Annotated in this window: 19 protein-coding genes and 1 pseudogene; 12 read left to right on the forward strand and 8 right to left on the reverse strand. The window is 63.0% G+C overall.

Going from position 1 to position 23866, the window contains the following annotated elements:
• Nucleotides 1-224 precede the first annotated feature (224 nt).
• Both JJE66_RS26110 and JJE66_RS26115 read right to left on the reverse strand, forming a co-directional pair.
• Nucleotides 225-1226, reverse strand: coding sequence for a DctP family TRAP transporter solute-binding subunit (locus JJE66_RS26110; RefSeq protein WP_200517329.1), 1002 nt, complete (start codon nucleotides 1224-1226; stop codon nucleotides 225-227).
• A gap of 194 nt (nucleotides 1227-1420) precedes the next feature.
• Complete coding sequence (locus JJE66_RS26115; protein WP_200517330.1) at nucleotides 1421-2191, reverse strand: methyltransferase domain-containing protein; 771 nt, start codon at nucleotides 2189-2191, stop codon at nucleotides 1421-1423.
• A gap of 160 nt (nucleotides 2192-2351) precedes the next feature.
• Between JJE66_RS26115 and JJE66_RS26120 the strand changes: the two are divergent.
• Both JJE66_RS26120 and arr read left to right on the forward strand, forming a co-directional pair.
• Nucleotides 2352-3094, forward strand: a pseudogene (locus JJE66_RS26120) (SDR family NAD(P)-dependent oxidoreductase).
• A 28-nt stretch (nucleotides 3095-3122) separates the two neighbouring features.
• A complete protein-coding gene (gene arr, locus JJE66_RS26125; RefSeq protein ID WP_200518777.1) occupies nucleotides 3123-3539 on the forward strand; it encodes an NAD(+)--rifampin ADP-ribosyltransferase in 417 nt (138 codons plus the stop codon).
• 51 nt (nucleotides 3540-3590) lie between these two features.
• Here the strand turns inward: arr and JJE66_RS26130 are convergent, their stop codons facing one another.
• Complete coding sequence (locus JJE66_RS26130; protein WP_200517331.1) at nucleotides 3591-4523, reverse strand: AraC family transcriptional regulator; 933 nt, start codon at nucleotides 4521-4523, stop codon at nucleotides 3591-3593.
• A 495-nt stretch (nucleotides 4524-5018) separates the two neighbouring features.
• Here JJE66_RS26130 and JJE66_RS26135 point away from each other — a divergent pair, with 495 nt between their 5' ends.
• The 5 genes from JJE66_RS26135 to JJE66_RS26155 all read left to right on the forward strand — a co-directional run bounded on the left by JJE66_RS26135 (nucleotide 5019) and on the right by JJE66_RS26155 (nucleotide 10184).
• Nucleotides 5019-5969: a helix-turn-helix domain-containing protein gene (locus JJE66_RS26135; RefSeq protein ID WP_200517332.1), complete on the forward strand. Its 951-nt coding sequence runs from the start codon at nucleotides 5019-5021 to the stop codon at nucleotides 5967-5969.
• A 217-nt stretch (nucleotides 5970-6186) separates the two neighbouring features.
• Nucleotides 6187-7056: an alpha/beta fold hydrolase gene (locus JJE66_RS26140; RefSeq protein WP_246756661.1), complete on the forward strand. Its 870-nt coding sequence runs from the start codon at nucleotides 6187-6189 to the stop codon at nucleotides 7054-7056.
• A gap of 43 nt (nucleotides 7057-7099) precedes the next feature.
• Nucleotides 7100-8308 carry an NAD(P)/FAD-dependent oxidoreductase gene (locus JJE66_RS26145; protein WP_200517334.1) on the forward strand — a complete coding sequence of 403 codons (1209 nt, stop codon included), beginning with the start codon at nucleotides 7100-7102 and terminating at the stop codon, nucleotides 8306-8308.
• Nucleotides 8309-8344: 36 nt separating this feature from the next.
• Nucleotides 8345-9262, forward strand: a complete 918-nt coding sequence (locus tag JJE66_RS26150; RefSeq protein WP_200517335.1) for an MBL fold metallo-hydrolase — start codon at nucleotides 8345-8347, stop codon at nucleotides 9260-9262.
• Nucleotides 9263-9437: 175 nt separating this feature from the next.
• Complete coding sequence (locus JJE66_RS26155) at nucleotides 9438-10184, forward strand: SDR family NAD(P)-dependent oxidoreductase (protein ID WP_200517336.1); 747 nt, start codon at nucleotides 9438-9440, stop codon at nucleotides 10182-10184.
• Nucleotides 10185-10418: 234 nt separating this feature from the next.
• Here JJE66_RS26155 and JJE66_RS26160 read toward each other — a convergent pair whose 3' ends face one another.
• On the reverse strand, nucleotides 10419-11480 hold the full coding sequence (locus JJE66_RS26160) for an isocitrate/isopropylmalate dehydrogenase family protein (RefSeq protein WP_200517337.1): 1062 nt from the start codon (nucleotides 11478-11480) through the stop codon (nucleotides 10419-10421).
• Nucleotides 11481-11650: 170 nt separating this feature from the next.
• Between JJE66_RS26160 and JJE66_RS26165 the strand changes: the two genes are divergently transcribed.
• Nucleotides 11651-13039 (forward strand): MFS transporter, encoded by a 1389-nt coding sequence (locus JJE66_RS26165; protein ID WP_200517338.1) that lies wholly within the window; start codon nucleotides 11651-11653, stop codon nucleotides 13037-13039.
• A gap of 8 nt (nucleotides 13040-13047) precedes the next feature.
• Here the strand turns inward: JJE66_RS26165 and JJE66_RS26170 are convergent, their stop codons facing one another.
• Together JJE66_RS26170 and JJE66_RS26175 are read right to left on the reverse strand one after the other, a co-directional pair.
• On the reverse strand, nucleotides 13048-15243 hold the full coding sequence (locus JJE66_RS26170; protein ID WP_200517339.1) for a hypothetical protein: 2196 nt from the start codon (nucleotides 15241-15243) through the stop codon (nucleotides 13048-13050).
• 208 nt (nucleotides 15244-15451) lie between these two features.
• On the reverse strand, nucleotides 15452-17071 hold the full coding sequence (locus tag JJE66_RS26175) for a B12-binding domain-containing radical SAM protein (RefSeq protein ID WP_200517340.1): 1620 nt from the start codon (nucleotides 17069-17071) through the stop codon (nucleotides 15452-15454).
• A gap of 446 nt (nucleotides 17072-17517) precedes the next feature.
• Between JJE66_RS26175 and soxA the strand changes: the two genes are divergently transcribed.
• The 4 genes from soxA to JJE66_RS26200 all read left to right on the forward strand — a co-directional run bounded on the left by soxA (nucleotide 17518) and on the right by JJE66_RS26200 (nucleotide 21392).
• Nucleotides 17518-18186 (forward strand): sulfur oxidation c-type cytochrome SoxA, encoded by a 669-nt coding sequence (gene soxA, locus JJE66_RS26185; RefSeq protein WP_246756530.1) that lies wholly within the window; start codon nucleotides 17518-17520, stop codon nucleotides 18184-18186.
• Nucleotides 18187-18265: 79 nt separating this feature from the next.
• On the forward strand, nucleotides 18266-19591 hold the full coding sequence (locus tag JJE66_RS26190) for an extracellular solute-binding protein (RefSeq protein ID WP_200517341.1): 1326 nt from the start codon (nucleotides 18266-18268) through the stop codon (nucleotides 19589-19591).
• A complete protein-coding gene (locus JJE66_RS26195; protein WP_200517342.1) occupies nucleotides 19588-20526 on the forward strand; it encodes a carbohydrate ABC transporter permease in 939 nt (312 codons plus the stop codon). Before JJE66_RS26190 ends, JJE66_RS26195 begins: the two co-directional genes overlap by 4 nt.
• Before the next feature lie 41 nt (nucleotides 20527-20567).
• The gene (locus tag JJE66_RS26200; protein ID WP_200518779.1) at nucleotides 20568-21392 is read left to right on the forward strand and encodes a carbohydrate ABC transporter permease; all 825 of its coding nucleotides are present in this window, start codon (nucleotides 20568-20570) and stop codon (nucleotides 21390-21392) included.
• Between the two features lie 63 nt (nucleotides 21393-21455).
• Here the strand turns inward: JJE66_RS26200 and JJE66_RS26205 are convergent, their stop codons facing one another.
• Nucleotides 21456-23105: a regulator gene (locus tag JJE66_RS26205; protein WP_200517343.1), complete on the reverse strand. Its 1650-nt coding sequence runs from the start codon at nucleotides 23103-23105 to the stop codon at nucleotides 21456-21458.
• Between the two features lie 10 nt (nucleotides 23106-23115).
• Nucleotides 23116-23814: a cysteine hydrolase family protein gene (locus tag JJE66_RS26210; protein ID WP_200517344.1), complete on the reverse strand. Its 699-nt coding sequence runs from the start codon at nucleotides 23812-23814 to the stop codon at nucleotides 23116-23118.
• Nucleotides 23815-23866 lie beyond the last annotated feature (52 nt).

A 23866-nucleotide genomic window follows, 5' to 3' on the forward strand; every position in this document is an offset into this window, starting at 1 on the left:
GTCCGGCGCCGTAGCGATGGACGACCGCAACGAAGATCAATCCGGTTGCAGCTGCGATAAGCGCCGCGATCAGCCACTCCTCGAGATGATCGAGCCCACGATTTAACGCGCGAAGCAAATTAGTCCCCCTAAATCAGCTTGCCATGAAAGACCGAACGGTCGGGAGTGTGATCCACTCCCGACCGGACCGCTTCTTTTCTTCTTGTTTTCGGAAGGGCCGATCGTCAGTTCGTCTTGACGTCGAGTTCCTTGGAGATCAGGTCGAGAACTTCTTGCCCAACCCGGCCCTTTGCCCACTTATAGGTCGGCGCCATCGCGGCCTGCCAAGCCTTGCGATCGTCGTCGGAGAGGTAGTGCAGTGTGGTCTTGCCCGATTTCTTGATCTCGGCAAGCGCGTCCTCGTTCTCCTTGCGCGCGATCGAGTTGGTGTAATCGGTCGCCTCCGCCATCGCCTTCTCGAGCTGGGTGCGGATATCCGGCGGCAGCCCTGCCCAGAACTTGGAATTGACGATCACGGCGTATTGCAGATGCGCGTGATAGGACACGGTGATGTCCTTCTGCACCTCGTAGAATTTCTGCGTCAGGTAGTTGGAGGCGGTGTTCTCGCAGCCGTCGACCACGCCCGTCTGTAGTGCCTGGTAGACTTCGGAGAACGCTATGATCTGTGGGATCGATCCAACAAGGCGGAAATACTGATCGGCGATCTTCGAACCGGAAATGCGGAACTTGAGCCCCTGGAAATCGGTCGGCTTTATCAGCGGACGGTTCGCGGACACCATGTGGAACCCATTGTCCCAGTATGCGAGGCCGGTGATGCCCTTGGTTGCGAGCTTCTGGAATAGATACTTGCCGAGCGTGCCCTTCATGGCGCTGGCATAGGTGTTGTCGTCCTTGAACAGCCAGGGCAGGTCGAGCGCCTCGAACTCCTTGACACCGAGCGGGGCGAATTTCGCGGTCGAAGGCGCAAGCATCTGCACCGAGCCGAGTTGCAGCGCCTCGATCTCCTCCTTGTCCTTGTAGAGCGAGGAGTTCGGATAGACCTCGACCTTGACCTTGCCGTCGGTATATTTCTCGGCGAGCTCCTTGAACTTGAGCGCGCCCTTGCCCTTCGGCGTGTCGTTGGCGACGACGTGACTGAACTTGATGATGATCGGACTCTGTGCCTGGCTTGCGGCAGGAACGAACAAAACAGCGGCCGCAGCGACCGCAAGAAGCAGTTTACGCATCAAGAACCTCCCCAGTGAATCCGGACCAGATTGTTGTTTTAGTTCCGGCCCAGTCGTGGCAGCAAACCACGCGATGATCAATTACACCTAAGCCGAAGCCGGTAGCCCCGTTCAGGTGGCTGAGCTTCTAGACGGATACTGGCGCGCGATCCAGTCCGCAGGACGGAATATTTTAGTCGTACCTGCAACGAGTGTTAACGGTTACGCTGGGCGACCATGAACAGCCGCCGGAACGGAAATAGCGTCTGCCCCGCTGCATTCTTCGGATAGGCCTTCGCGACCCGCTCGCCATAGGCCGCTTCAAAAGCAACCGCCTCATTGCCTTCCAACACGTCGAGATAGCGCGTCAGCCAGGTCCCTTTGGTCCACTCCTTCACAGGATTCTCGCCCTCGAGCACCTGGAGATATTCGGTCTCCCAGATATCGATGGTCTCTGATAGCGGTACCAGCAAGTCGTGATAGAAGGCCGGCCCCTCGACCGGCGGCGGCGTGACGAGGTGCTCGACCTTGGACCGCCAGGGCCCGTTGAGGGCGGTCTCGCCGATCAGGACATGCGACGGCGCCAGAAAGTTGCGCGGCATCTGCACTGCAAGCATGCCGCCGGGCGCGACCCTCTCCATCACCGACGGGAAGAGTGCCGCATGATTGGGCAGCCAGTGCAGTGCGGCATTGGAATAGACCACGTCATATTGCTTCGCGGGATGCCAATGGCCGAGGTCTTCATGTGACCATTCCACGTCCGGCGCGGCTTTGCGACCGGCGGCAACCATCTCGGCCGAGCCCTCGACGCCGGTCACCGTCGCGGACGGCCAGCGCTCCTTGATGAGTTTTGTCACGTTGCCGGCGCCCGCGCCAAGGTCAGCGACCGTGCGCGGGCCAACATCGGGAATCCGCATCAACAGGTCGACCGCGGGCCGGAGCCGGTGACCGGAGAATTTCAGATATTGCTGCGGATCCCATACCATCGTTCAAGCCTTTTCTTTATTTCCTTCGCGGTCGCTCTTGGTTACCACTGCTCGTCCCGGTCGGGCAAATCGCCGCACCCGGACAGGGCAGGAAAACGAACGTCAAACGAACACCAAACCAACGGCAACAACCAAAAAGCCAACAAGAGAGCGTGTGACCATGGACCTCGGGCTCAAATCGAAAACCGCTGTTGTCACCGGAGCAAGCATCGGCATCGGCCGCGCCATTGCCAAGGGCCTGGCTGCCGAAGGCGTCCGCGTGGTGGGCGTGGCGCGGCGCACCGACCTGCTCGCGCAGCTTGTGCAAGAGGTTGGCGGCGGACTGATCACGCCGCTCGAGCAGGACGTGATGGCCAAGGACGCGGCGGAGAGGATCGCAGCCTTCGCACTCAAGGAGCTCGGCCATGTCGACATCCTCATCAACAATGCCGGCGGCAGCCGCCCGCTGCCGGTCGATGCGCCCGACAGCACATGGGACGAGGCGATCGCGCTGAACTTCACCAGCTACCGCCGCATTGCGCACGCGCTGCTGCCGCAGATGATCGAACGCAAATGGGGCCGCATCGTCAACATCACCGGCAAGTCCGAGCCGGAAGGGCTCAACGCCGCGTTCGCGGCGAAGGCCGCCGTTCACGCCTGGGCCAAGGGCCTGTCGCGCGAGATCGGCGAGCACGGCATCACCATCAACTGCATCCCGCCCGGCCGCATCATGAGCGAGCAGATCCGCCGCAACTATGCACCAGATTATCGCGAGCGTTTTGCCGAGGAAGAAATTCCGGTCGGCTATTGGGGCGAGCCGGAGGATCTGGCGGCGCTGGCGGTGTTTCTCGCCTCGCCGGTGGCGCGGTACATCACGGGGACGGTGATCCCGGTGGATGGGGCTTGCGACGGTATCAGTTCTGAGAGCCTAGGCCGGTTCCAGGATCGTCTGATGTCATCTGCTGCAACCGTATTCGCGCAATCATTCTTCCACGGCACGCGCGCCGATTTGAAACCCGGTGACCTCATCGTCGTCGGCTATCAATCCAATTTCACCGACGTGAAGCCGCTGTCCTGGGTTTATTTCGCGGCCACGCTGGACGCGGCGATCTGGGGCGCCGAGCTGGCCGGAGGCACCGCACCTGGACGCGTTTACGTCGTGGAGCCGACCGGGCCGATCGAGGACGATCCGAACGTGACGGACAAGAAGTTTCCCGGCAATCCGACGCTGTCATATCGCACCCGCGAGCCGTTGCGGGTGATCGCCGAAGTGACGCAGTGGCAAGGCCACGCGCCCGAACGGCTGCAACAGATGAAGGACAATCTCGCCCGCCTGAAGGCGGAGGGCAACGACATCATCATCGACTGAAGCCATTTCGAGCGAAGTGGATACCGGTTCGCGTCAAGAAAGCAATGCAGATCACCCTTCGCGGCTTGCTGCTCCCAGCGCATCACGACGCCATGCACCCGGGCTGACGCCGGCTATGGCGGAGAAGACTCGCGTGAAGTGGCTCTGGTTGGCAAAGCCGGCCGAAATCGCAACCTCCGACAGTGACACACCGCGCACGCTCATCAAACGCTTGGCGGTTCTCACGCGATGATGCTGAAGCCAGCGATACGGCGGCAGGCCGGTCGAGGCCCGAAACGCGCGCGAGAAATAGCCGACGGAGAGGCCGAGTTCGGCCGCGATCGCCTGCAATGGCAGTTTGCCGCCAAGATCCGATTCGAGTTTTTCGCAAGCGCGCGCCACCTGCCATGGCGCAAGCGTGCTCCGGCTGGTTTCGGCCTTGTGCCGAAAGCCGCCATAAGCCTGAGCGACGTGCGCGGTCAGCGCCAGCATCATGTGATCGATGAAGAGCTGGTTGGCCTCGGCCGGCCGGCGCAGACCCTCGCGCAAGGAAGCGCCGATATGGCGGACGATGGCGTCATCGTGCCCGACGGGCCTGCAATCGAGCGCATCGATGCGCGGCGTCCCCGATTGATCGGTGAGACCATCGAGAGCCGAACACGGCACGTAGAAATGGAGAGAGTGAAACGGCTTGTCGATCACGTATCGCGGATCGGCCTTGAGATCGTACAGATAGGTCGTGCCGGCGTGGACATCCGTCTTCTTGATGTGACGGCCCTGCCCCCAGATCTCGCACTCCGGATAGTCGCGCAGCTTCAGGCTGACGAGATAGGCATCTTCCGCTGCAAACGAGCCGGAAAGACCGGGCACAGGATTGTCGTTGCGTGTTTCCGTGACCGCAAGCTCGCTGCTGCGCAGCGAACGGGTCAGCAGCGTGGGCGGCGCTTGCTCAAGGCGGAGAAAATCTCCGAGCCGTTCACCGTAAGCACCTGTGCTGGTCTTCATTTTTCTCTTCTGTGAGGGTTCGAGAGCAGGCCACAGCAACCTGCCATTTCGAACAGGGTATATCGGCTATTCGCCCATTGCTGTCCACGACCGACGACGTCGCACCCGAGCGGGCCTGCTCCTCGCCGCGGACCACTCCGCATCAAATTCAGCAATCATTTCAAAATGATGCAGTTTCATGCCCAGACGACCGGAGGGTGTCATCCGAAACGTGGAGATCACGACTTTTCACAAATGCACGCAAGCTACACGCGCGAGGGGTCCGCAGAGCAGGATCAGGCAACCGAGGGCAGCATCGGGAAAGACGCGGATTTTCGCGCGGCCTAAAACCCGCAACTCAACGTGCCGGAGCTGCAACGGATCGCCTTCGTCCCCGGTCGATCCGTTGAGCAAGCGATCACCAGACCAGCCGTCCAGCCCCCGTCATGCGGCGGCTGACGCCATGATCATGACGTCGCGGGACCAGCGACGCTGCCCCCATATGAGCGAAAGTCCATGAGCAAGGTCATCTTGCGCGAGTCTCCGAATGAAATGCCTGCCGCATCTCAACCCCGGCGCGACGCCGCGCCGGCTGGCGACCGCCCCCCTGCCGACGTGGAGATGGCCCGCGTGCTCGGGACGGCTCCTTTTCGCATGGCATTGGACTCGTCCGGCGCCGGAATTGCCCATTGGAAGCACGAGCCGTTGCACGACATCGTCGAGCCCATGAGCCACCACGTCATCATGGCTTACAACGGCTCGGTCCAGCGGATGGAGCGGCGGTCCGGACGATCTGTCGCGATTGGAACGTTTCGTCCAGGCGTCGTGATCGTTATTCCGGAAGGATCGAGCTCCCGCTGGGACATTCCGAAACCTGTCGACGTCGTTCAGCTCTATCTTCCACACATGACGCTGAAGCGTGTTGCGGACGAGGCCGAAGCCGGCTCACCGGCCGATCTCCTGGAGCGAACCGCGCATCCCGATCCCGTGACGTCCCGATTGCTCTTGAGTGCAGCGGATGTACTGGAGGGCAACCAGGCGCTGGACACCCTGTTCAGGCAGCAACTCATGGATCTGTTGGCGACGCGTCTCCTTGTTGCGCACACCGGCTCGCCGAACATGATCGCGCCAACCAGGGGTGGCCTTGCGCCGAAGACGCTGCTCCGCGCGATCGAGCGGCTGCGCTCAGACAGCGATGCCGACGTCTCGCTCGCAGCTCTCGCTGCAGAGGCCAGCCTGTCGCGCTTTCACTTCTGCCGCGCATTCAAGGACAGTACCGGGCTTTCTCCTCATGCCTGGCTGCGCCAGCACCGACTCGAGCAGGGCATGAACATGCTGCGCGATAGTGATGTATCCGTCGTCTCGATCGCGGCCACGCTCGGCTACTCCTCGCAGACCGCCTTTGCCGCCGCATTTCGAAAGTTGACCGGGGAATCGCCGCGCGATTGGCGGCGGCGCACGCGTTAGCAGCAATCGCGCTGCAATCGCGTCAATCGCGCTGGGGCATCAGCACATGCGGTTCGCTAGGAATCGTGGCGCCACACCACTGAAACGGAAATTGCAAATGGCCTTGATCAGTTCTGTCAGCCGGCTCGCGACCACCTCGCGGCGAAACATTCTCGCAACAACGCTCATGTACGCGGCTTCCATGACCGTCCGCTCCACCTCGGCAGCGGGCGGCGACATGAAAGCCGCGGCCCTCTCGACCGGGAGGAATGACGTCGCGACTGCCGTCACCACAAGCGACGGTGTGAATATCTTCTACAAGGACTGGGGACCGAAATCCGCGCAGCCGATCGTCTTCCATCACGGCTGGCCGCTCAGCGCCGACGACTGGGATGCCCAGATGCTCTTCTTCCTCGGCAAGGGCTTTCGCGTAATCGCGCATGATCGCCGCGGCCATGGCCGATCGAGCCACGTCAGCGACGGACACGATATGGATCATTATGCGGCCGACGTTGCGGCGCTCGCCGAGCATCTCGATCTTCGCAACGCCATTCACATCGGCCATTCGACGGGTGGCGGTGAGGCCACGCGCTACGTCGCGCGTCATGGCCGGGATCGTGTGGCCAAGATGGTGCTCATCGGCGCCGTGCCGCCCCTGATGCTGAAGACCGAGTCAAATCCCGGCGGATTGCCTCTTGAGGTCTTCGATGGCTTGCGCCGACAGCTTGCCGCCAACAGATCGCAGTTCTTCCTCGAATTCGCGAGCGGCCCGTTCTACGGCTACAATCGTCCGGGCGCGGAGCCTTCGCAGGCGGCGATCTGGAACTGGTGGCGTCAAGGCATGATGGGCAGCAGCAAGGCCCATTACGACGGCATCAAGGCCTTCTCCGAAACCGACTTCAGCGAAGATCTGAAAAGCATCGGCGTGCCGACGCTCGTCCTGCACGGCAGCGACGACCAGATCGTCCCTGTTGCCGACTCGGCACCGATGTCGGCCCGGCTTCTGAAGCACGGCAGCCTGAAGATCTACGACCTGCTGCCGCACGGGGTCTGCACGACACATCCCGACATCGTCAACGCCGACCTGCTCAAATTCGCGACGGCGTGAACCGCATCTTCATCGCAATCACCTCAATCAAGGAACAATCGACATGCGTATCGTCATCATCGGCGCCGGCTTCGCCGGCATGTATGCCGCACTTTCCGCTGCCCGCCTTCGCGACATCCAGGGTGTCTCGCCCGAAAAGCTCGAGATCGCGCTCGTAGCACCCGAGCCGACGCTGGTCGTTCGCCCGCGGCTCTATGAACCGAAACCCGAAACCCTGACGGCACCGTTGCAGGACGTCCTGAAGGCGATCGACGTCGTCTACGTCCAAGGCCATGCCGAGGTGATCGATACCAGGGCAAGGGTGGTCGAGATCGCTGCCGCCAACAAGGGGACCAAGAAGAAGTTGTCCTATGACCGGCTGGTCGTCGCAACGGGCAGCCGCCTGTTCCGCCCGGACATTCCCGGCCTGGCCGAGCACGGCTTTAGCGTCGACCAGCTTGATGACGCCATCGCGCTCGATCGTCACCTGCATAGCCTGTCGAGCCGCCCGGCCACGAAGGCGCGCAATACCGTTGTCGTGGCAGGCGGCGGCTTCACCGGGATCGAGGCCGCAACCGAGGTGCCATCGCGGCTGCGCGAGATTCTCGGCAATGACGCGCGGTTGCGCGTGGTCATTGTCGACCGCAACGAGGCGATCGCCCCCGACATGGGCGCAGGCCCTCGCCCCGTCATCGAGGATGCGCTGCGCAAGCTCGACGTCGAGACCCGGCTCGGCGTCGGCGTCGCCTCGCTCGACAAGTCCGGCGTCACGCTCTCCAGCGGCGAACGGATTGAATGCGAAACGGTCATCTGGGCCGCCGGTATGCGCGCCGCTCCGCTGACGGCACAGATCCCCGCCGAGCGCGACCAATTCGGCCGGCTGCTGGTCGACCGTGCTCTTCGCGTGCCTTCGGTGGATGGCGTCTTTGCCACCGGCGATGCTGCACGGGCCGCGTGTGACGATGTCGGCAATTACGCGCTGATGTCGTGTCAGCATGCGACCCGAATGGGCGCCTTTGCCGGCAACAACGCCGCCGCCGAGCTCCTGGGCGTTCCGACCAGGCCGTACCACCAAAAGCCCTACGTCACCTGCCTCGACCTCGGCGAAGCCGGCGCGCTGTTCACCCGCGGCTGGGAGCGCACGGTCGAGATGGTCGGCGACGTCGCCAAGAAGACAAAGCAGGAAATCAACACGGTCTGGATCTATCCGCCCAAAGCCGAGCGCGCAGCTGCGCTCGCCTCGGCCGATCCGGAGCGCGTCACCGCTCTCTAGGCATCTACCATCCACAATCTTCAACAGGAGACAAACATGAACCTGCACAACGCATCCTCCCCCGTTACATCGAAACCCGAAGAGCTCGTCCCGTCGCGCTACGCGGTGCGTATCGGCGAGATCGACGTGCTGGTGGTTAGCGACGGCGTGCTGCCGCTTCCAACCACCATGTTGGCGCACAATGCCGACCCCGCGGTCCGCGCAGCCTGGCTGGACGACATGTTCCTGCCGCCGGACGCCTTCGACTGGGCACTCAATGCAGTGATGGTGCGAAGCGGCGACAGGACCATCCTCATCGATGCTGGACTGGGGTCCGACCCGGACCTGCACTTGCCCCGGGCCGGGCAGTTGATCAAGCGACTGGAGGCGGCCGGGATCGATCTTGCGTCCGTGACCGACCTGGTGCTGACCCACATGCACATGGATCATGTGGGCGGGCTGCTCGTCGACGGCGTGAAGGCGCGGCTGCGCAAGGACCTGCGGATCCACGTGGCCGCGGCGGAGGTGAAGTTCTGGGAGTCGCCCGATTTTTCGCGCGTCTCCATGCCGCCCGGATTTCCGGACGCGCTTCGGGCGACCGCCAAGCAGTTTGTGAAGGAGTACGGCGATCAGTTGCGGCAGTTCGACCAGGAGCACGAGGTCGCACCTGGCGTCGTCGTCCGCCGCACCGGCGGTCACACCCCCGGACACAGCGTGGTTCGCGTGGCGTCCGGCGGCGACGCACTGACATTCGCCGGCGACGCCGTGTTTGCTGTCGGGTTCGAACATCCAGAGTGGCACAACGGTTTCGAACATGATCCAGAGGAAGCGGCGCGCGTTCGCGTCCGTCTCTTGCGAGAGCTTGCGAAGACCGGCGAACTGCTGGTCGCTACTCACATGCCGTTCCCATCTGTCGGCCATGTCGCGGTCGACGGCGATGCCTTTCGCTGGGTGCCGGTCTTCTGGGACTACTGACCGCTATTGAGCCAGACCGAACCAGGGCGCGCGCTCACGGGATGAGTGAGGTCGCGCTCTGGTTCAAATCCTTCGCAACTGCCGGGGTGCCGAAAATCGAAACGGACCGCGGCAATCTATAAACTCGTCTTCAATCCAACCGGACAGTGCGGTCGACCGCGCAAGAGATTCGAACATGCAAGATCGAAGAGTCGTTGTCATTACAGGCGGAAGTTCAGGCATCGGGCGGGCGGCGGCGTTACGCTTCGCGAAACAGGGTTACCAGGTGCTCGTCACCGGCCGCCGTGCGGGCCCGATCCAAGAGGCAATGCTGCAACACGCAAATATCGCCGGGATGACGGCGGACGCGGCTTCCGCCGAAGATGCCAAGCGAACGATTGCGAAAGCACTCGACACGTGGGGGCGCCTCGATGCGCTGGTCAACAATGCCGGCGCCGGTGCGATCCTGTCGCTGGCCGACGCGACTGCCGATCGCATCGCGGACATCTCCTCCGTCAACATATCAGGTCCAAGTCTGCTCGCCTCTGCCGCGCTTCCTCACCTCAAGGCCACCCGCGGCACGATCGTCAACATCTCCAGCACGTTCGGGCACAAGGCGGCGGCCGGACTGTCTCACTACGCAGCCAGCAAGGCGGCCGTGGAGCATTTGACGCGGTGCTGGGCGCTGGAGCTGGCGCCATTCGGCATCAGGGTGAACGCCGTCGCCCCAGGCCCAACGGAGACAGGCGCGCTGACCGGCATGATGGGATTGTCCGCTCAACAAGCCGCAGCGGTCGAGGAACAGGAGCGCGCCAGCATACCGCTCGGCCGCCGCGGAGTACCCGACGATGTCGCCGAATGGATCGTCCAACTCGCCGGGCCCGCTTCGGGGTGGATGACCGGCCAGGTAATCGCCATCGACGGCGGCTTGGGATTGGCCTGATTTCGCGTGACCAATAGCAATATCGACCTGGTTAACTGCTCTTTCGACGGAGGGCTACGATCGCCGCCATGATGACATCGTGCAGGTGTTTTGCCCGACGTGTCAACTTCGCTCCGCCAAAAATGCCGTCGCGACATCGCCTGAAAAACCCTTTGTTGTTCAAAGGGCGCTCTACTGTGCATGGGGTTGTTTTCGACTTATGTTTCGAGCCTCATCAAAAAAATCAGCCGCAGCTCACTCCGCCTGCAGGATCTCGGCGATCGCAGCGCCCGCCGCGATCGTGCCGAGCTTGCCGCCGACATCGCGCGTCGCCCTGCCCTCGCCGACCGCCTTCGCCACCGCCGCCTCGATCGCACGCGCGGCCTCCTCGTAGCGGACGGCACCGCTCTTCTCGCCGTGCCAGGCGAGCAGCAGCGCCGTCGAGAGGATCAGCGACACCGGGTTGGCGACGTCCTGTCCGGCGATGTCAGGCGCCGAGCCGTGTGCGGCCTGCGCCATGGCGTAGCGGTCGCCGACATTCAGCGAACCGCCGAGGCCGAGGCTGCCGGAGAGTTCGGCGGTGAGATCGGACAGGATGTCGCCGAACATGTTGGTGGCGACGATGACGTCGAAGCGGTCGGGGTTGCGCACCACATGCGCCATCATGGCGTCGACCAGGATGTCGTCGACTGCGAGGCCGGGATAGGTCTTCGCCGCCGCGCGGCAGATGTCGAGAAACATGCCGTCGCCGATCTTGAGCACATTGGCCTTGTGCACCATGGTGAGGTGCTTGCGCCGCTTCATCGCCAGACGGCAGGCGGCGTGCGCGATGCGCTCGCAGCAGAGGCGAGTGATCCGCCGCAGCGAGATCACAACGTCTGATGTGACCAGCAGCTCGCCGTTGCCCTGCTCCATATTGCGGTCGGCGTAAAACCCCTCGGTGTTCTCGCGCACCACGACGAGGTCGAAATCCCCGCACCGGCCGGGCCGTCCCGCATAAGTGCGCGCGGGCCTGATGTTGGCGTAGAGATCGAGGCTCTTACGGAAGTGGCGCGACGGATTGATCTCGCCATGCGCCTCGTCCTTGAAGTCGAACGTCGCGGTCGGCCCGAGGATGAGGCCGTCGGCGGCGCGGACAATATCGAGCAGCTCGGGGCGCACGGTCGTGCCTGATAGCTTCAGGCTCGCGTGCCCGACCGCATGCTCCTCCAGCCGCAGATTGAGCTGGAAACGTTCGGACGCCGCGCGCAGCACGCCCGTTGTCGCGGTCGTGATCTCGGGTCCGATGCCGTCTCCCGGCAGAACGACGATTTGCATGGCGATCCCCTGCGAAGCGGTAGCTGGCGCGATCATACGACCGGCACGCAGGCTCATCGCCTGACCTTCGCGCATACAATGCATGCAAGCATATGCCTGTGGAAGCGACCTTCGGCGTAGTACAGCCGGACAGACCATTTGGGCCCCGCTGTCGGAGAACGCGCAAGGCAATGACAATCACGTTACCTGCCGCTGCGCGTGCGCCCGATCATCCCGTTGCCGATGGCCTGCCGGCCGACCAGCGCCGCTGGGCGATCGCCGCGATCTTCACCGCGCTGGCGATGGCTTCGCTTGATACCGCGATCGCCAACATCGCGCTGCCTGCCATTGCCGCCGATCTGCATGTCAGCCCGGAGCAGTCGGTCTGGGTCGTCAACGTCTACCAGATCGCGCTGGTGGCGACGCTGCTGCCGCTCGGCGCGCTCGGCGAAATCGTCGGGCACCAGCGCATCTATCTCGGCAGCCTCGTGCTGTTCACCATCGCCTCGCTGTTCTGCGCGGTCGCCTGGTCGCTGGACAGCCTGCTGGTGGCGCGTACGCTGCAAGGCTTGGGCGCCAGCGGCATCATGAGCGTCAATACCGCGCTGGTGCGCTTCGTCTATCCCGGCCGGATGCAGGGCCGCGGCTTCGGTCACAATGCAATGGTGGTTGCAACCGCCTTCACCTTCGGCCCGTCGATCGCGTCGGCCATCCTCGCGGTCGGGCCGTGGCCGTGGCTGTTCGCCGTCAACATCCCGTTCGGCCTCGTCGCGATCGGCATCGGCTTTGCGATGCTGCCGAAGACGCCGCGGGCCGATCACGGTTTTGATTTTCTCGGCGCGGCCCTCGCCTCCGCCTGCCTCGGCCTGTTCATCACGGGCATCGGCAGCGCCGCGCATAAGCTGTCGCCGGTCGTCGTAGGCATCGAGCTCGTCACGGCGCTCGTGCTCGGCTTTATCCTAACGCGCCGTCATGCCGACCATCCGGCGCCGATGCTGCCGATCGACCTGTTCGCCCGGCCGATGTTCGCGCTGTCGGCCGCGACGGCAGTCTGCTCCTTCGTCGTGCAAGGCCTCGCCTTCGTCTCGCTGCCATTCTATTTCGAGGACGTGCTCGGACGTTCGCAGGTCGAGACCGGCTTCTTCATGACGCCATGGCCGCTGGTGGTCGGCATCATGGCGCCGATCGCCGGCCGCCTCTCCGATCGCCATCAGGTCGGGTTGCTGGGCGGCATCGGCCTCGTGCTGCTCGGCATCGGCATGGCGCTGCTGGCCCTGCTCCCTGCCAATCCCGCCATTCCCGACATCATCTGGCGGATGGCGATGTGTGGCATGGGCTTTGGCTTCTTCCAGGCGCCCAACATGAAGGCGGTGATGGGAAGCGCGCCGCCGCACCGCAGCGGCAGCGCCTCGGGCATCGTCGCCACCGCGCGCCTGACGGGACAGACGACCGGTGCAGCCCTTGCCGCCGCCTGCTTTGCGACGGCCGGTCACAACGGCGCCATTGTCGCGCTGGCGTTAGGTGCAGGCTTTGCTGCACTCGGCAGCGTAATGAGTTTCCTGCGGCTGGCGGTGAAGTAAGCCGTCTTTCACGGTGCCTTCTGCGCGATCGGCCGGCTCACGATGGCGGTACCATCGAGCGGCTCGCATTTGACCGTCCGTCTCAGCTTCGGCGGACCGGCCCAACCTGCAGTGTCGCTCACGGGTGCGAAGGTCCCTCCTTGCGGCATCAGGATGATGGGCTCCGACTTCAGGCACGCATCGGGAAACGCGATGCCGTGTCCACCGCCCTGCGAGAAATGCCCGACCAGCATCTGGGATGCCTGCATTCTCGCAGCCGGCGATGCCCGCATCGAACGTTCCGGATCGAACGCACGATAACAGGGCCAGTCGGTGTGATGCGGTGCGAACTCGTAAGTAATCGTGCAAGCTGCGCCCGCCGTTTTCACGAATGGCGCGTCAGAAGGCGCAGCCGCGTCGCGCTCGAACACCAGAGTCTGTAATGTCAACGCTTCCGTCGTCGCGTCGGGGTCGACGGGCTTACGCTCTTCGATCGCGATGTCGCCACGCGAGAACACCAGCTTGGTTCTGGGATGAGCTTCCCTGGTTTCTAGCACCATCGGGGGTCTTGCCGCCCACGAGCGATCCAGTTCCACATCACCGCCGCCCATCGTCAGCCGGACATCGCCGACGGCAGGGTTGTCCATGGCGAAATCGATCATGTGAAGGCGCATGGTCTGTTTCGATGCCTCCAGGCTCAGGAAGCGCAAATCGTCGACCTTGCGGGTAATCGGCATCATCGGATCGAAGCGATCGTCGATGTTGAACCGGACGATCTTTTTCAGCTTGGCCGAGACGGGTCCCTTGGGCGTCACCGGCGGCGCGACGTCGATCACGAGCAGCGCCCCACCTGGTGAATAAGTATTGCCGAGCGCACGCTGCCGGATCGCCGTCAGCGGCGAGGACGTCCGTTGGTCGACATCCCGCGCGAAGAATATCTGCTGCCCGGAGCGCACAATTGGAAAATTCTGGAATGCCCCGAGCGCTGCGCCCTTGCTGACGTCGTCTCCGGAGAAGTTGATGCATTTGGACCGGTCGTCATTGCCGGCAGGATCGATCGGCCGGGATGCCGAGCGCGCGCAGAAGCTGAGGTCGTGATCGAGCGTCATCTGCGGACTGATTGCGGTTGCGTAGATCGGGTCGGCAGCGCCGGGAAGCTCCATCGGAAGTGGCGATGTCGCGAACATGTCGACCTCCACCATGGTCAGGGACGGGCCGGCATCCTTCGAGCAGAGATCGCGCGTCGGCAAGGTCGTGGTGAGGAGTCGCGCCGCGTCCGCAAGAACGATGCAGGACACGGTGTTCTGCGGATCGTTCCGGCTCATCCAGATCAGGTGATCCTTGCCGGCACCGTCGACCAGCAAGTGCGGCGCCGCATGATGACGACGTGGTGGCAGCCATATCGGGACGGTTTCCGACAGCATGGGCTCGCGCTTGAGCAGCGCTTCCGGCAGCTTCGTCACGCCCACCGAACGCAGTTCGGCGCTGACCTCGTTCGGATCCTGCGTATAGCGGAAGACCGGCAGCTTCGCGCAAGTCATGCACGTGACGGCGATGTCGGATCGAACGTTCTCGAACGACAGAATGACCTGATCCGGGTCGTTGCGATATTTGACGGGATCGACGGACTTGAACGGATGATCCACGACGCGGCTGGCCTCGAAGCCGTCCGAGCGGAATGGATCGGATTCGAACTCGAAATAGGTCGATCGATCCCAGCCGCGAAAAGCGTTGTATCCGCCCATGCTGACGCCTGCCAGCACCATCTTCGAGTCGGTCTGGCAGCGCGTCGCGCTGCTCGCCTCGCTGCCGTTGCGGATATAGAGGCAGAGCCGGAACGCGGCATTTTGCAGGATGCGATCGCAATCGTTCTGGTTATAGCCGTAAGTGGCAAGGCCATGGCGGTAGCAGAGGTCATGAAAGACGCAGGCCTGCCGGAAGCGCTGCAGGACCAAGTGGCGCTTGCCCCCGGAGTCTCCGCTTCCATCAAAAAAGATGTTGGTCGCGGCCGGAAGGCTGCAGTTCAGCCCCTCGCCGCCACCGCCGATCGTGCTGACGACCTCCGGTCCCGATTGAAAGGCGGTGACGGTGGCAGGCATCTCCCCGTCAGTGATGTCGTCGACATTCTTGTAGAGGGAGTCGGCGACGAACGAGGGCAGATAGTTGAATGTCAGAAAGATCGCAACGATCGCCGCGACCGACCAGCCGATCACCTTCCAAGGCATGCCGCACTCCGCTGAAGCTGTTGCCGCCACAATCGGTGTTATGTCGAACCACGATCACCTCCAGGTTGTTGCAGTGTCAAGCGAGGGGCTCACACTTGCGACCGCGAATTTCGGCGCCGGCAGCGGGGGCACATTGACGCAATGTCTCGCCATAGGCCGCCGCAATTGATGCAGTGCCGGCGAGCAAGCGTTCTTGGTTTTTCGGAGGTCAGGCCAGATTTGGTGCCACGGCCGCGCTGGCAGCAACGACCGGACCCGGCATCTCCTCGTCCAGTGCGGCCAGCCGTGCGTCGATGGCATCGATGACCTTGCGCGAGAACGGTCCGAGATGCGCATAGGCCGCGATCATCTGCACTGCGATGCGTGCCGACGAGGTGTCGCGCTTGGCGCAATTCATGAAGGTCTGCCAGAGCGGTCCGCGCGCCTCGGGGATCGCAGTGACCACGCGGTGCACCGTCTCCATCGCCCCGACCCGCGCGCGAATGTCGCCCTCGGCGAGCTCGGGGCGCTGCCTCGAACGGTCGAGCAGCGTCATCAACTTGTCGACACGACTTGCATAGGCCGCCGGGCTGTAGACGCGCTCCAGCACCATCTTGTAGTCCGTCAGGATGTCGCGCAGCGGGCGGACCGGATCGAAATTGATGCCGCCGGTGCACTGGTCGCCGCCCGTGGTCGATGCAAGATCGTGGTCCGCGTGCAGCCGGCCTTCCTTGGCAAGGCGCCGCGTCAGCTGCGTGTTCGGCAACGCATAGAGCAAGCCGACCATGGCGACCGGGATGGCGGCCTCTTCGATGAAATCGACCATCGCGTCCGCCATCGAGACCTTCTCGCTGTCGAAGCCGACGATGAAGCCGGCGGTGACGAGCATGCCGGCGCGGTAGATCTTGTGGATGCTCTCCGCAATGTTCCGCCGGGTGTTCTGCTTCTTGCGCATCGCGACCAGCGTTGCGGGGTCCGGACTTTCGATGCCGACGAAGATGCCGAAGAAATTCGCAGCGCCCATCAGCTCCAGCAGTTCGGGATCGTCGGCCAGATTGACCGAGGCCTCAGTGGACAATTCGAAGGGATAGCCGTGCGCGCGCTGCCATTCGGCGAGTTGAGGCAGGAACTGGCGCAGCGACTTCTTGTTGCCGATGAAATTGTCGTCGACGAAATCAAGATGGCCGCGGTAACCCATCTGGTAGAGCCGCTCGAGCTCGACGAACATCTGCTCGGTCGTCTTGGTCCGCGGCACGCGGCCGTAAAGCTCGATGATGTCGCAGAACTCGCAGGTGAACGGACAACCACGGGAATACTGCACACCGAGATAGAGATAGTCCTCGAATTTGAGCAGGTCGAAGCGTGGCACCGGCGTCGTGGTGACGTCGGCCTGGAATTTCGGCGCGGTGAAAACGCCGGAGCGCGCGCCGCTGTCCCAGGCCGCGATGAATTCGTCGATGACGCTCTCGGCCTCGCCGAGCACCCGAAAATCCGCTTGCTCGTAGATGTGGGGGCTCGACGTCGGATCAGGACCGCCGACGACCACCGGCTTGCCGGCCGCGCGGCAGAGCTCGATCAACCGCAGCGTGTCCGCCTGCTGCGGCAGCATTCCGCCTGTGAAGACGACGTCGGCCCAGGCCAGGTCGCCCTCACTGAAGGGCTGTGTATTGCAGTCGATCAGGCGAACGGTCCAGTTCTCCGGCAACATCGCCGCAACGGTGATCAGGCCCAAGGGCGCGGCGGGACGCCGCACACCCATCAGCTTGCAGGACTCACCAAAGCTCCAGAACGACTCCGCCGTGAACAGCGGATAGAGCATCAACACGTTGCAGGGGCTCGGCACCTTCATGGAACTCCTTTTGTCTGGCCGCAGTGTATCAGAGCACGACCGTCTTGCACCCCGGCAAAAGGGACAATCTATCGAGACCCCTGACGTCCCTCCAGACTGCGCCATTGGCGTTCAGGGAGATGGCGCGATTTGGGCGACCTTCGCACAGCGCGCACAACCCCGCCGGATCAAAAATCTTCCCGCCACCGCTAAAATCTTCGGCAACCATCCCTCGGACTCTTGATTTGAACAGTTCCAGTATGCCGGACAAATTGCACCCTTGGATCCTTCGGTGGATGGACCGATCAGGGGACTTGCGATGGCAAACCTAACAATCAACGGAAAAACCTTCACGCTCGACGTCGAGCCGGATACGCCGCTGCTCTGGGTGATCCGCGAGAATGCCGGGCTGACCGGCACCAAAATATGGCTGCGGCATCGCACAATGCGGCGCCTGCACCGTTCACATGGACGGGGTCGCCACCCGCTCCTGCGGGATTTCGGTCGCCGAGGCCGAGGGCAAGAGAATCACCACGATCGAAGGGCTCGCCTCCGGTGCCTCGCTGCACAAGGTGCAGGAGGCCTGGATCGCCGATGCGCGGAGCAGCATGAAGGGCGTCGCGGCGCGCTACCCTGCTTTCGACAAGGCGCTGGCGCGCCCCGTCACGCTCGACCAGCGCATCAATCTCTGCCGTGCCAATCATCAGCAGGCAACACCGCTGTCTTACGAGAGCCGCGACATTCTGGCGCTGTCCGCCTTCGTTGCCCGCCAGTCGCGCGGCGTCGCGATCACCGCAGGCGACGATCCGCAAGCAAAGCCCTTCGTCGAACAGGGCCGCAACCTCTTCATGCAGCGCGAAGGTCAACTCAACCTCGCCTGCACCAATTGCCATGACGACAATTTTGACAAGCGCCTCGCAGGCTCGCCGATCACGCAAGCGCAGCCGACCGGCTATCCGCTCTATCGGCTGGAGTGGCAGACGCTGGGATCGCTGGAGCGGCGCTTGCGCAGCTGCATGATCGGTGTCCGGGCCCAGGCCTATGACTACGGCGCGCCCGAGCTGGTCGCGCTCGAGCTCTATCTGATGTCGCGGGCGCGCGGCATGCCGATGGAAGCGCCGGCGGTGCGACCGTAACGCGCAAATTAGGACTAGGCAGGCGTGGAACGGTCGCTAGTATCCCTCCCAAAGAATTGAATCATAGGGAGGGACTAACGTGGCTGACCATAAGATCTCGCGCCGTACGCTTTTGACGGGGACCGCGGCGGCTGGCGCGCTCAGCCTCACCGGGCTTCCCGCGCGCGCCGAAGTGAGTTGGAAGAAATACGCCGGGACCAAGCTCGAGGTGATCCTCGCCAAGGGGCCGCGCGGCGACAACCTGCAAAAATACGTCAAGGAGTTCACCGACCTCACCGGCATCCAGGTCGAATCCGAGCAGATCCCCGAGCAGCAGCAGCGCCAGAAATGCGTCATTGAGCTCACCTCGGGCCGGCCGAGCTTCGACGTGGTCCATATCAGCTATCACGTGCAGAAGCGACAGTTCGAGAAGGCCGGCTGGCTCGCCGACATGACACCCTTCATGAAGGATCCGACGCTGACCGCGCCCGATCTCGTCGAGAACGATTTCTCGGCCGCCGGCTTGCAATACGCCAAGAACGACAAGGGCCAGATGCTGTCGCTGCCCTGGTCGGTCGACTATTTCATCCTCTACTACAATAAGGAGCTCTTCCAGAAGAAGGGTGTCGCCGTCCCCAAGACCCTCGACGAGATGGCCGCGGCAGCGGAGAAGCTCACTGACACCAAGGAAGGCATCTTCGGCTTCGTCGGGCGCGGCTTGCGCAACGCCAACATGACGTTGTGGACCAACTTCTTCCTCGACTATGGCGGCGAATTCCTCGATGCCAAGGGCAACATCCTGACCGACGGCCCAGAAGCGGTCGCTGCGACGAAACTCTATCAAAAGCTGCTGACGAAAGTCGCCCCGCCCGGCGTCGCTGGCTTCAACTGGATGGAGTCGATGGCTTCGTTCACGCAAGGACGTTCGGCGATGTGGATCGACGGCGTCGGCTGGGCGCCGCCGCTGGAAGATCCGGCCGCATCACGCGTGGTCGGCAAGGTCGGCTACACGGTCGTGCCGGCCGGACCGAAGGGCCAATATTCGGCGACCTATGGCGACGGCATCGGCATCGCCGCGGCGAGCAAGAACAAGGAAGCCGCCTATCTGCTCTGCCAGTGGATCGTTTCGAAGAAGCAAGGCGCGCGGCTGTTGCAGGCTGGCGGCGGCGTGCCGTTCCGCAACTCGATCCTGAACGATGCGGAGGTCCAGAGCGGCGTCAAGATGCCGAAGGAATGGCTGCAGTCGGTGATCGACTCCGGCAAGATCAGCAAGCTCGGCCTTCCCGTCGTGATTCCGGTCGCCGAATTCCGCGACATCGTCGGCGCGGCACTCACCGCGACCCTGTCCGGCGCCGATCCCGCAGCCGAACTGAAGAAGGCCAACGATCAGTACCGGCCGATCCTGGAGCGCAGCGAAAAGGCGTGAGTACGTTGACACAAGCGACTCCGGGCGCGGCACCGTCTGATGCCGCGCCGGGGAAGGAATTGCGGCCACCGTCCTATTGGCCGTTCGTGGTGCCGGCGCTGGTCGTCGTGCTTGCGATCATCATCTTCCCGTGGGTGTTCACCATCTGGATGAGCCTGAACGAATGGAAGGTCGGTTCATCGACCACCTTCGTCGGATTCTCCAATTATCTTCGGCTGACCAACGATCCCCGCTTTATCGAGGCGATCGGACATACACTGGTCTACACCGTGCTGTCCGTGCTGCTGCCGCTCGTGCTTGGCACATTCGCAGCCGTGGTGTTTCACCAGAAATTCGCCGGGCGTGGCTTGCTACGCGGCGTCTTCATCATGCCGATGATGGCGACCCCGGTGGCGATCGCGCTGGTCTGGACCATGATGTTCCACCCGCAACTCGGCGTGCTCAACTATCTGCTGTCGCTGGTCGGCATCCCCGCGCAGCTCTGGGTGTTTCATCCGGCAACGGTGATTCCCTCGCTGGTGCTGGTCGAGACCTGGCAATGGACGCCGCTGGTGATGCTGATCGTGCTCGGCGGCCTCGCTGCGATCCCGACCGAACCTTACGAGAGCGCGCAGATCGACGGCGCCGGCGTGTGGCAGGTTTTCCGCTTCATCACGTTGCCGCTGATCATGCCATTCCTGTTCATTGCCGGCATGATCCGCATGATCGACGCCGTAAAAAGCTTCGACATCATCTTCGCGATCACGCAGGGCGGACCTGGCTCGGCGTCGGAGACAATCAACATTTATCTCTACAGCGTCGCCTTCTCTTACTACGACCTCGGCTACGGCTCGGCGATCGCGGTCGTGTTCTTCCTGCTGATCGTCCTGCTTGCCGCGGTGATGCTCTACGTCCGGCAGCGTATGCTGTGGACCGAAATCGCGAGCGGCGCATGAACCCAAGTCAAATCAACCCAAGACAAATCAATCCAAGTCAAATCGATCCAAGGCAGATCCTTGGCCAAATCGGCTTGTGGCTTTCTGTGTTCGTCATCGTGTCGCCGGCGATTCTGTTCTTCCTCTGGATGCTGTCGCTGTCGCTCAAATTCGAGATCGACAACGCCGCCTACCCGCCGGTGTTCTTTCCGGAACATATCGCCTGGAAGAACTATGCCGACGTGCTCGCCTCCAACCGCTTTCTGACCTATTTCATCAACAGCCTGATCGTGACCGGCAGCGCGACAATGCTTGCGTTGATCGTCGGCGTTCCCGCCGGCTACGGCATCGCGCGCATGGCCGCGCATAAATCCGCGATCGTGATCCTGATCGCCCGCATCACGCCAGGCCTGTCTTACCTGATTCCCCTGTTCCTGCTGTTCCAGTGGCTGGGATTGCTCGGCACCCTGGTGTCGCAGATCATCATCCATCTGGTGGTGACGGTGCCCATCGTGATCTGGATCATGATCGGCTATTTCGAAACGACGCCGATGGAGCTGGAGGAAGCGGCCCTCATCGACGGCGCCACGCGCTGGCAGGTGTTCCGTCACGTCGCGCTGCCGATCGCAAAACCGGGCATCGCGGTCGCCTTCATTCTCGCGGTGATCTTCTCCTGGAACAATTTTGTGTTCGGCATCGTGCTGGCGGGACGCGAGACGCGCACCCTGCCCGTCGCCGTCTATAACATGATCTCGTTCGACCAGCTGAGCTGGGGACCGCTTGCCGCCGCCGCGCTGATCGTCACGCTTCCCGTGCTGCTGCTCACGGTATTTGCTCAGCGGCAGATCGTGGCCGGGCTCACTGTGGGAGCGGTCAAGGGCGGGTAATGGCACCGCAACCAAATGGCCGGACGACACGAGGTCGCCCGGGCATTTTTGTTGCCATCCGGCCTACTCCGCCGGCGCGGCGTGCATCTCCGGATGCGCGACATAATGCTCGGTGCTGCCAAGCTTGCTCGCGGCAAACAGGCCGGACGCCACCACAGCATAGGCAAACGCGACCGCAGGCGTCACACCAAAGCCGCCGATGCCGACCGCTTCGCCGTGCATGAAGCCGAAATAGGTCAGCACTGCGCCGACAAGGGCGAAGGCTGACGCCTTTTCGAAATCTCGCTCGATGATGAAGACGCCGATCGCACCCAGGATCAGGCCGCCGAGGATGGAGCCGCCGCCCATGACTTCGAGGCCGTGATAGAATACGCCTTGCTGCGGAAGGGCGGCGATCGCGGCGGCCTTGACCGCGTCGGCCTTGTCGGCAGCCATGCCCCCGACAGTTGCTGCCGCATTCATGGTCGAGCCCAGCATGGTGTCGATCTGGAGCTTGGCCCAGGCAGCGAGATGCGGCGTAAAGGCCAGCGCCACGGCCGGCGCGTGCTTCGATGGCGTGGTCTGGAATGCCTGCGCGGTCATCAGCATGCCGATATAGAGCAGGATCGGCGAGATCGCGACGACAGGCACCAGCGCCAGCAGCACCGAGATGACGCCGAACCAGGACAGGACCACCACCATGATGCCGGTCGCTGCCGAGTAGCCGATCCGGCCGCCCATCGACTTCCAGCCGGGATGGCCGATATAGACCGCATTGATGAAGGGATTGCCCATCAGACAGCCGATCAGGCTGACCACGCCGTCGGCGGTGAGCACCCGCGTGGTCGGATATTCATCGCCGGCGGCCTCCGCGCTCTCGACATTGTCCATGGCCTCGACGAGGTCATAGATACCGAACGGAACGGCCGTGACCAGGATGACGCCGAGGAATTCGAAGCCGGAGAAGACATAATTCGCTGCTGGGATCGGCACCAAGAAGCCGAAATTGGCGAAGGCGTCACCGACGCCCTTGACGCTCAATCCGCCGAGGCCGAGACCGAACAGGTTCGAGCCCCAGGCGATGATCATGCCGACCACGATCGCGACCAGACCGGCCGGAATGCTCTTCGGGTATTTCACGCCACCGAACCAGCTCACCAGAATGATGGCGAAGCAGACAAGACCGATCTGCGGCGTCATGTACATCTCGAGCGCCGGACGCATCGCGATGAAGGTCAGCGAGACGCCCGCAAGCGTGCCGAGCAGCGCGGCGCGCGGCGTGATTTTCCGGATGAAGGGCGCGATGAAGCCGCCGATCATCAGGATGAAGCTCTGGAAGAACACCCAGACGAGACCCGCCGACCAGCCCTTGAGCGGATCACCGGTCTTGAGCGTCACCGGCAGCATGATCACGAAGGTGACGATGAACATATGCGGCACGCTGACGCCAGAAGGCAGCGCGCAGACATCGCTGCGGCCGGTCTTCTGCGCCAGCCGATAGGCGAGATACGCATAGTAGAAGGTGGACAGGCACATCATCAGCCCCAGCGCGGGCAGGATGCGGCCGAACACGAGTGAGTCCGGCATCTTCAGTACGAAGCGCAGCAGGCCCGTGAGCACCAGCATGTTGACGAGGATGTTGGTGCCGAAGCCGAAAAACGCGTTCCAGTCGCCCGATGTCCATAGTACCGGCTTGAACTCGGATTTGCCGGCCGTCCCCGTCAATGTGCTCATGGTCATACCCCTATGTGGTCGAAGTCTTCATCGCCTCCAATACTGCGGCCGAGTCCGCGACCCAGCCGAAGATGCCGCCCTGGGCCTTGATCATCTTCAAGCCCATCTCGTGAAACTCGGGGAAATAGGATGCGCAGCCGTCCGAGATAACGACGCAGCGATAGCCGCGGTCATTGGCCTCGCGCACGGTGGTGTTGACGCACACTTCCGTAGTGACGCCGCACACCAGAAGATTCTCGATGCCGTATTTCTCCAGCACGTCGGTGAGCTCGGTGGCGTAGAACGCGCCCTTGCCGGGCTTGTCGATCACCACTTCGCTGTCGAGCGGATAGAGCTCCGGGATGATGTCGTGACCGGCTTCGCCGCGGATCAGGATGCGACCCATCGGGCCGGGATCGCCGATGCGAAGGCTCGGCGCGCCGCGCGCGACTTTCGCCGGCGGTGCGTCCGAGAGATCGGGCAGATGCCCCTCACGCGTATGGACCACCAACATGCCGGTCTCGCGCGCCGCCTTGAGCAGCGAACCGATCGGCTTCACAGCGCGCGCAAGCTGGCTGACGTCGTTGCCAAGCGTCTCGCCGAAGCCGCCGGGCTCCATGAAATCGCGTTGCATGTCGATGATGACGAGCGCGGTGCTCGACCAGTCGAGCTTTATCGGCTCGGGCTCGGCGCTGATGACGCCCAGTGTCGGCTTGGTTGAGTTCAACATGACGCAGGCCCTGGCGAGAACTCTCTTTGCCAGGAGTTCTGCAAACACCGTG

Origin of the sequence: Bradyrhizobium diazoefficiens, assembly GCF_016612535.1 — a bacterium.
Classification (GTDB): Bacteria; Pseudomonadota; Alphaproteobacteria; order Rhizobiales; family Xanthobacteraceae; genus Bradyrhizobium; species Bradyrhizobium diazoefficiens_C.

Bases quoted from the DNA above. Each gene is read 5' to 3' on its own strand.
- JJE66_RS26115 (WP_200517330.1), bottom strand. From the start codon at position 2,191: ATGGTATGGGATCCGCAGCAATATCTGAAATTCTCCGGTCACCGGCTC.
- JJE66_RS26140 (WP_246756661.1), top strand. From the start codon at position 6,187: ATGAAAGCCGCGGCCCTCTCGACCGGGAGGAATGACGTCGCGACTGCC.
- JJE66_RS26145 (WP_200517334.1), top strand. From the start codon at position 7,100: ATGCGTATCGTCATCATCGGCGCCGGCTTCGCCGGCATGTATGCCGCA.
- arr (WP_200518777.1), top strand. From the start codon at position 3,123: ATGTCATCTGCTGCAACCGTATTCGCGCAATCATTCTTCCACGGCACG.
- JJE66_RS26135 (WP_200517332.1), top strand. From the start codon at position 5,019: ATGAGCAAGGTCATCTTGCGCGAGTCTCCGAATGAAATGCCTGCCGCA.
- JJE66_RS26130 (WP_200517331.1), bottom strand. From the start codon at position 4,523: ATGAAGACCAGCACAGGTGCTTACGGTGAACGGCTCGGAGATTTTCTC.
- JJE66_RS26175 (WP_200517340.1), bottom strand. From the start codon at position 17,071: ATGAAGGTGCCGAGCCCCTGCAACGTGTTGATGCTCTATCCGCTGTTC.
- JJE66_RS26150 (WP_200517335.1), top strand. From the start codon at position 8,345: ATGAACCTGCACAACGCATCCTCCCCCGTTACATCGAAACCCGAAGAG.
- JJE66_RS26155 (WP_200517336.1), top strand. From the start codon at position 9,438: ATGCAAGATCGAAGAGTCGTTGTCATTACAGGCGGAAGTTCAGGCATC.
- JJE66_RS26160 (WP_200517337.1), bottom strand. From the start codon at position 11,480: ATGCAAATCGTCGTTCTGCCGGGAGACGGCATCGGACCCGAGATCACG.
- JJE66_RS26170 (WP_200517339.1), bottom strand. From the start codon at position 15,243: ATGCCTTGGAAGGTGATCGGCTGGTCGGTCGCGGCGATCGTTGCGATC.
- JJE66_RS26205 (WP_200517343.1), bottom strand. From the start codon at position 23,105: ATGAGCACATTGACGGGGACGGCCGGCAAATCCGAGTTCAAGCCGGTA.
- JJE66_RS26210 (WP_200517344.1), bottom strand. From the start codon at position 23,814: ATGTTGAACTCAACCAAGCCGACACTGGGCGTCATCAGCGCCGAGCCC.
- JJE66_RS26165 (WP_200517338.1), top strand. From the start codon at position 11,651: ATGACAATCACGTTACCTGCCGCTGCGCGTGCGCCCGATCATCCCGTT.
- JJE66_RS26110 (WP_200517329.1), bottom strand. From the start codon at position 1,226: ATGCGTAAACTGCTTCTTGCGGTCGCTGCGGCCGCTGTTTTGTTCGTT.
- soxA (WP_246756530.1), top strand. From the start codon at position 17,518: ATGGACGGGGTCGCCACCCGCTCCTGCGGGATTTCGGTCGCCGAGGCC.